Origin of the sequence: Arthrobacter sp. 35/47, assembly GCF_000520475.1 — a bacterium.
GTDB classification, from domain to species: Bacteria; Actinomycetota; Actinomycetes; order Actinomycetales; family Micrococcaceae; genus Arthrobacter_D; species Arthrobacter_D subterraneus.
The window spans coordinates 67,450-75,155 of sequence record NZ_KI914584.1; the positions used below are offsets into that span (position 1 = coordinate 67,450).

The 7,706-nt window shown below is 64.5% G+C and carries 5 protein-coding genes; 4 read left to right on the forward strand and 1 reads right to left on the reverse strand.

Annotated elements, in window-relative coordinates; translation table 11 throughout:
• The 3 genes from X803_RS17530 to X803_RS0103395 all read left to right on the forward strand — a co-directional run.
• Positions 1–1,220: hemolysin family protein (locus X803_RS17530; RefSeq protein ID WP_162149185.1), on the forward strand; the 1,220-nt coding region annotated here is incomplete at its 5' end.
• On the forward strand, positions 1,217–2,146 hold the full coding sequence (gene era, locus X803_RS0103390; RefSeq protein WP_026544032.1) for a GTPase Era: 930 nt from the start codon (positions 1,217–1,219) through the stop codon (positions 2,144–2,146). The genes X803_RS17530 and era, both read left to right, overlap by 4 nt.
• A gap of 117 nt (positions 2,147–2,263) precedes the next feature.
• Entirely contained in the window at positions 2,264–3,778 is a 1,515-nt protein-coding gene (locus tag X803_RS0103395) for an LCP family protein (RefSeq protein WP_051470411.1), read from the forward strand.
• 3 nt (positions 3,779–3,781) lie between these two features.
• On the opposite strand, the gene X803_RS0103400 is transcribed toward X803_RS0103395, so the two are convergent.
• Positions 3,782–5,731, reverse strand: a complete 1,950-nt coding sequence (locus tag X803_RS0103400; RefSeq protein ID WP_026544034.1) for a M13 family metallopeptidase — start codon at positions 5,729–5,731, stop codon at positions 3,782–3,784.
• A 227-nt stretch (positions 5,732–5,958) separates the two neighbouring features.
• Here X803_RS0103400 and leuA point away from each other — a divergent pair, with 227 nt between their 5' ends.
• Entirely contained in the window at positions 5,959–7,689 is a 1,731-nt protein-coding gene (leuA, locus tag X803_RS0103405; protein ID WP_026544035.1) for a 2-isopropylmalate synthase, read from the forward strand.
• Positions 7,690–7,706 lie beyond the last annotated feature (17 nt).

Consider the following 7,706-nt stretch of genomic DNA (forward strand, 5'->3'; position numbering starts at 1 on the left):
AGGCCGAGTCCCACCTGAACGGACCGGTGGGGGAGCCGGTCCGGCGCATCCTCGAGTCACCCGTGGCGCACCTGCACGCGCTGCGTTTCTGGCGGGTCTGGTTCGAAATGGCTGCAGCGGTGGCCGTGGCGCTTCTGTTCGCTGATGTGCTGGACAACATCTGGATTGCCGGGTTGCTGGCCACCGTGACCATGGCCGGACTGGGATTTGTGCTGGTGGGTGTCTCCCCGCGTCAGTTGGGACGCACCCACGCGGCGAAACTGGTGCCGCTCACGGCCCGGCTGGTGGGTGTCCTGCGGTCCATCCTGGGGCCCATTCCCCGCTGGCTGGTTGGAATCGGAAGCGCACTGTCCCCGGGCTCGGCCCGCGCTGAGGCAGCGTTCTTCACCGAGGAGGAGTTCCGGGAGCTGCTGTCCCGGGCAAACGAGGCCGAAATGATCGAGGACAGTGAAGCCGAGCTCATCCATTCGGTTTTCGAGCTCGGAGATACCAAGGTCCGGTCAGTGATGGTGCCGCGCACAGACATGGTGTCCATCGAGGCAGGCTCCACGCTGCGTCAGGCGATGTCGCTTTTTCTCCGGTCAGGCTATTCGCGGGTGCCGGTCATCGGCGACAACGCTGATGACGTCCGCGGGATCCTGTACCTGAAGGATGTGGTGGCCGTCCTGAACGGCAACAACCCTAGCGAGCGTGATCCGGTTGACGGGGTATGCCGCCACGTCCGCTATGTGCCGGAGTCCAAGCCGGTGGGGGATTTCCTCCAGGAGCTGCAGCGTGAATCGACCCACGTTGCAATTGTCATCGACGAATACGGCGGTACCGCCGGCCTCGTCACTCTGGAAGACCTCATCGAGGAGATAGTCGGCGAGATCGTCGATGAATATGACTCCGAAGTGCCCGAGATGGAGCAATTGCCCGAGGGCGGGTTCCGCGTCAGCGCACGCATGAGCATCGACGATCTCGGTGAACTCTTCGACCTGGACCTCGAGGATGACGAGGTGGATACAGTCGGCGGCCTCCTGGCGAAAACACTCGGGCGCGTTCCCATCGTCGGAAGTGAAGTGCAGGTCGGCGACATCGCGCTGCGGGCAGAGCGGGTCGAGGGCCGGCGCAACCGTGTCTCGCACATCCTTGCCTGGCGGGTCGAACGCACTCCGGACGACGAGGCGCAGCCGAACCAGCTCAATGAAGACTCAAGGGAAACGGTGGAAAACACATGAGCACCCAACAATACCGGGCGGGCTTCATCTCGCTGGTCGGCCGGCCAAACGCAGGGAAATCCACCCTGACCAATGCGCTCGTCGGGCACAAGGTGGCTATCACCTCGGCCAAACCCCAGACCACACGGCATACCATCCGCGGCATCGTCCACCGTGAGGACGCACAACTCATCCTCGTGGACACGCCAGGCCTGCACCGCCCGCGGACGCTCCTCGGACAGCGGCTCAACGACCTGGTCGCCGACACTCTCGCAGAAGTGGATGCCATCGGGTTCTGTCTTCCGGCGAATGAGCAGGTGGGGCCCGGCGACCGCTTCATCTCAGCCCAGCTGGCCAGGCTGCAGCGGAAACCGATCATTGCGGTCGTCACCAAAGCCGACCTCGTGAGCAAGGAAGCACTCGCCCGTCAGCTGCTCTCCGTCACCGAGCTGGGCCGTGAGGTTCTGGGCGCCGACGGATGGGCCGACGTCGTACCCGTTTCGGCGGTGGACGGCTATCAGGTGTCAACAGTGGCCGATGTTTTCGCTTCGCATATGCCGGAGTCGCCGCCGCTGTATCCGGACGGAGAACTCACGGACGAGCCGGAGGCTGTCATGGTCGCTGAGCTGGTAAGGGAAGCGGCGCTGGAAGGCGTCCGCGATGAGCTGCCACACTCCCTGGCCGTGGTGGTGGAGGAGATCGTGCCACGTGAGGGCCGGAGCGACGACAACCCGCTGCTTGATGTACGGGTCAACCTCTACGTCGAACGTCCGTCGCAGAAGGCGATCATCATCGGAAAGGGCGGCGCACGGCTGCGGGAGGTCGGGACCACGGCGAGGAAGGGTATCGAGGCTCTGCTCGGTACAAGGGTGTACCTCGACCTGCATGTGAAAATTGCCAAGGACTGGCAGCGTGATCCCAGGCAGCTGGTGAAGCTCGGTTTCTAGCCGTTGCGGCTCCGCTGCCCACGTCCGGGCACTTCGGCGGGCACCTGCTCGTTGTGCTACAGATGCCCCGCTCTACGGGGGCCATGCGTTTGAAACGACCTGAAAGGCCAGAGATTGATGAGCGTACCCGGCGGTGGGCAGACCGGCTCCCCGGATGGCATCCGGCTGGGCGCGGGCGGGCGGCACCTCGGCCGGGGCAGGGTGCCCGTACTGCAGATTGTCGCGATCTCACTCGTTGCGGTGCTCGTCGCCGTTGTGGGATTCGTCGCGCTGTCCGTGGTGCGACTTCAGGGCAACGTGGCGACGCAACCCCTGAATCTCTCGACCGACGGCGAGACACAGCTTCCGGTGGACCTCAGCCGGGACCCGGTCCAGATCCTCATCATCGGCAGCGACACCCGGGCGGGCCAGGGTGGGGACGCGGAGGATGAAGAGGGCCAGGCGGACGTCATGATGCTGATGACCATGTCAGGCGACCGAAGCAACGTCACCATGGTGAGTTTTCCTCGTGACCTCATGGTTCCGCTACCCGCCTGCGTCAACCCGGGGACAGGCGAGTCCAGCGATTCCATGGCGCTGGGACAGCTCAACAGCTCCCTGGCAAATGGAGGGCCCGGCTGCACGGTAGCGGCCATCAACGAGGTGACCGGACTTCAGGTGGACCACTTCATGATGGCCGACTTCAATGCCGTCACAGAGCTCTCCAAGGCGGTGGGCGGTGTAGAGGTCTGCGTCAACCAGAAGGTCGACGACGAGTACTCGGGACTGCAGCTGCCGGCAGGGACCAGCGAGATCGAGGGCGAGCAGGCACTGGCCTTCCTGCGGACCAGGCACTCCTTCGGCACCGGCGGAGACGAGGGGCGCATCCGTGCCCAGCAGGCATTCCTCGCTTCCCTCGCCCGGAAGATCAAGGAGGAAGGCACCCTGAACAATATTCCCCGCCTCTACTCAATCGCAGAAGCCGTCACGCAGAACCTGACGGTCGACGACGGGCTGGTGGAAATACCGGAGCTGCTCAAACTCGCCGGCCGCCTGCAGGACGTCGACCTGGGCAATGTAGCCTTCGTGACGGTGCCGGTGGTTCCGTACGAGGCGGACACCAACCGCCTTGTCCTCGACGAGGACAAGGCGGACGACCTGTTCTCCGCACTGCGCCAGGACCGGGACATCACCAAGCCGGTGGAGGAGCCGGCACCCTCGGCAACCGCAAGCCCCAGCAGCAGCGCCGGACCCGAAGAGGAGCCCGAGCCCGAGCCCACTGAAACCGCGGAGGAACTCGGGTTCGACCCGGCGCTGGTGCCCATTACCGTGCTTAACGCATCCGGGGAGTCCGACCGCGGTGAGGAGCTCCAGGAGGTGCTTCTTGCCGAAGGCTACACGCAGGCGACCGTGGCGGATGCAACCGATCTCCCGGCAACGCAGCTGTTCGTCGGCCCGGGTTACGAGGGAATCGGCCCCGCCGTCGCAGAGCTGTTCGGGCTGGCAGAGGTCCAGGTGGTACCGAGCGCCACCACGGTGGGGCTGGAGCTGTCCGTGGGCAGCGACTTCACCGAGGGCGAGGTCATCAGGACCGAGGGCGTCACCGGTGACCTGCGCGGCCAGACGGCCGCGCAGGTCACCTGCCAGTCCTGAGCGCTACCAGATCCGCACGCGATCTTCCGGGGCCAGCCACAGTCCGTCAGTAGCGGTCACGGAGAAAGCGTCATGGAATTCGTCCAGATTGCGTACCACCTGGTTGCACCTGAATTCGTTCGGCGAGTGCGGGTCGATCGCGATGCGCCGTGCCGCCTCTTCGGGTCGGATGTTCTGCCGCCAGCACTCCGCCCAGGAAAAGAAGAACCGCTGGATCCCGGTCAATCCGTCGATCACCGGAGGTTCGGCTCCCTCCAGGCTGATCACGTAGGCGGCCAGGCTGATACCCAGCCCGCCGAGGTCTCCGATATTCTCGCCGAGGGTAAGTTTCCCATTGACCGGGTGATCGGGTGCCTCCGCGGGTGCGAGGGCAGCGTACTGGGTGACCAGTTGCCCCGTGAGGGCCTCGAACGCCGTCCTGTCCGCTTCCGTCCACCAGTTGTGCAGGGCACCGGTTCCGTCAAACTGTGAGCCCTGGTCATCGAAACCGTGTCCGATTTCATGCCCGATGACGGCTCCGATAGCGCCGTAGTTCGCTGCCGGGTCCGCGTCTGCATCGAAGAAAGGAGGCTGGAGAATGGCCGCTGGAAAGACAATCTCATTCATGGTCGGCATGTAATAGGCGTTTACGGTCTGCGGTGTGAGGTGCCACTCGCCGCGGTCGATCGGCCCGCCCAGTTTCTCCAGCTGCCGGTTCGTTTCAAACTCGGTGGACCTGCGTACGTTACCGTACAGGTCGCCGGGTACGATCCGCAGGGAAGAATAGTCGATCCATCGGTCCGGGTAGCCGATTTTCGTGGTGAACAGGCGGAGCTTCTCCAGCGCACGCTCGCGGGTTTCTCCGCTCATCCACTCGAGGTGCGTGATCCGCTCGCGATAAGCGGCCAGAAGGTTATCCACCAGCCGGCGCATGGTGGCCTTGTGTGACTCCGGGAAATGCCGCGAGACGTATTCACGCCCGACCGCCTCGCCGAGCGCGCCCTCGACGACCGCCACACCGCGCTTCCACCGTTCCTTCAGCCGGGGCGTGCCGCTGAGTCTCGTGCCGTAGAAGGAGAAATGCGCGTCCACGAAGTCGTCGCTGAGGAACGGGGCCGCGTGGAGCAGCACCCTCGCTGCAAGCCAGCTCTTCCAGGCTGAAAGCGGAACCTCATCGAGGCTCACCATCAGCGCGGCAAGGTAATCGGGCTGGTTCACAATGAGCTCGTCGGGAAGCCCGACGCCGGCCGTCAGCTCAGTCAGCCAGGTTCCCAGGTGCGGCGTGGCAGAGGTCAGTTCACCGGTGGCCCGGAGGTTGTAGGTGGCCTGCGGATTCCGTCTGGTGACGGTGTCCATGTGCGACGCGGCCAGCCTCGCCTCCAGATCGAACACGGTCGCCGCAGCCGCACGGCTCTCGGGCCTTCCGGCCAGTTCAAAGAGCCGGTGCAGCAGCTCGGCGTAGCCCAACCGGGCCTCCTCGAACTTTTCCTCGCGGTAGTAGGACTCGTCCGGAAGCCCGAGACCCGACTGGTAGAGGTGCAGCAGGTAGCGTTCCGGATTACCGGCGTCGTTGCTGACGTAGGGAAGCACAATGCCTGCGGCGCCCGCCCGCGTCAGCCGGGCGTCGAGGCGGACCAGCTCCTCGACCGTCCCGGCCGCATCGATCTCGGCGAGCAGGGGCTGAACGGGTGCGGCGCCTTCTGACGCCAGACGGTCCGTGTCCATGAAATCTCCGAACAGGGTCCCAATGCGGAAGCGGTCGCCGTCGTCGTCCCGGGCTGCCGCCGCGTCCTCCACGATGTGCCGCACTGCCAGCTCTGCGGCATCGGCAAGCTGGGAAAACGAGCCTTCCCGTGCGCGGTCATCGGGGATGGGCGTGGACCGTAGCCAGCCGCCGTTGACGTGGCGGAAGAGGTCGTCCTGGGGGCGGACATCGGAGTCGATATTCGCGAGATTGATGCCGGAAGCGGCCATGGAAGCTCCTTCGTTGGTGCGTCTTCTCATCCTAGGGGCCGTGCTAGTGTTGAATTGTGCGCGCAGAGCTGCTCCTTCTTAGCTGCCGTGGCGGGGCTCAACCGACTGTCTAGTCAATTCTGACTACCATGTCGCAGGCCGAACCCCCGCTGCGGAGTCTGTGTTGCCGGCCACCACCCTGGAAAGCCCGAGCCCTGCACGCTCACCCAAGGAAAGGCCAAGTCGCCATGCGCAATGCACAGAAACCATCCGGAATGCCGTTCCACAAATATGTTCCGTTCCAGGATCAGATCACCGTGGAACTGCCGGACCGCACCTGGCCTGACAAGCTCATCACCAAGGCACCGCGCTGGTGCGCCGTGGATCTCCGTGACGGCAACCAGGCGCTGATTGATCCCATGAGCCCCGAACGCAAGCACAAGATGTTCGACCTCCTGGTGCAGATGGGCTACAAGGAAATCGAGGTGGGATTCCCCTCGGCATCACAGACCGACTTTGACTTTGTCCGCCAGCTCATTGAGGGCGACCGGATTCCGGATGACGTGACCATCCAGGTGCTCACGCAGGCGCGCGAACACCTGATCGAGCGCACCTACGAGTCCATCGAGGGCGCGGACCGGGCCATCGTTCACCTTTACAATTCCACGTCGGTACTGCAGCGCCGGGTGGTTTTCAACCAGGACATGGACGGCATCGTCGATATCGCACTGACCGGCGCGCGGCTGTGCCGCAAGTTCGAGGAGAACATGGGTGACACCCACATCACCTACGAATACTCGCCGGAGTCCTTCACCGGTACTGAACTTGAGTTCGCGGCGCGGATCTCGAACGAGGTGGCTGCTGTCTTCGAGGCCTCCTCGGACCGCCAGATGATCCTGAACCTGCCGGCGACGGTGGAGATGGCGACGCCCAACGTGTACGCGGATTCCATCGAGTGGATGTGCCGGAACCTGGCCGACCGCGACGCCGTCATCCTCTCCCTTCACCCGCACAATGACCGCGGCACGGGTGTAGCGGCCGCGGAGCTGGGGTATCTTGCGGGCGCCGACCGGATCGAGGGATGCCTGTTCGGCAACGGCGAGCGCACCGGCAACGTGGATCTCGTGACCCTCGGCATGAACCTGTACGGGCAGGGCATCGATCCGCAGATCGATTTCTCCGACATGGACCACATCCGCCGAACGGCCGAATACTGCAACCAGCTCAATGTCCCCGAGCGTTCTCCGTACGGCGGGGACCTGGTATTCACCGCCTTCTCCGGCTCCCACCAGGATGCCATCAAGAAGGGCTTCGAGCGCATGGAGTCGGATGCCCAGGCGGCAGGGAAGACAGTTGAGGAAATTCCCTGGGCCGTGCCGTACCTGCCGATCGATCCGAAGGATATCGGACGTTCCTACGAAGCCGTGATCCGCGTCAATTCCCAGTCCGGCAAGGGCGGAGTGGCCTACCTGCTCAAGCACGAACACAGCCTGGACCTGCCGCGGCGGGCGCAGATCGAGTTCTCGGGAGTGGTCCAGCGCCGCACGGACATGGTCGGCGGCGAAGTCAGCGGGGCCGAGCTGTGGGAAATTTTTCAGGACGAGTATCTTCCGTCCCGGAACGGTTCCTGGGGCCACTATGTCCTGACGTCCACCAACACGGACACCTCCGAGGACGGCCGGTTCAACCTGACGGCCACGCTGCTGACCGACGGCGTCCAGCAGCGACGAACCGCCCAGGGCAACGGACCGATCGACGCCCTCCTGGCGATCCTTGGACAGGACGGCGTGGATGTGCGCGTGCTGGACTACACGGAACACGCGCTCTCCTCGGGCGGCAATGCCAGGGCGGCCGCCTACGTGGAGTGTGCTGTGGGGGAGCGGGTGCTCTGGGGCATCGGCATCGATTCCAACTCGACCATGGCCTCGCTGAAGGCTGTCGTCTCCGCAGTCAACCGCGCCATCCGGGATCGCAGCTAGCATTCCTGCCGGCAGCC

Bases quoted from the DNA above. Each gene is read 5' to 3' on its own strand.
- leuA (WP_026544035.1), top strand. From the start codon at position 5,959: ATGCGCAATGCACAGAAACCATCCGGAATGCCGTTCCACAAATATGTT.
- X803_RS0103395 (WP_051470411.1), top strand. From the start codon at position 2,264: ATGAGCGTACCCGGCGGTGGGCAGACCGGCTCCCCGGATGGCATCCGG.
- era (WP_026544032.1), top strand. From the start codon at position 1,217: ATGAGCACCCAACAATACCGGGCGGGCTTCATCTCGCTGGTCGGCCGG.
- X803_RS0103400 (WP_026544034.1), bottom strand. From the start codon at position 5,731: ATGGCCGCTTCCGGCATCAATCTCGCGAATATCGACTCCGATGTCCGC.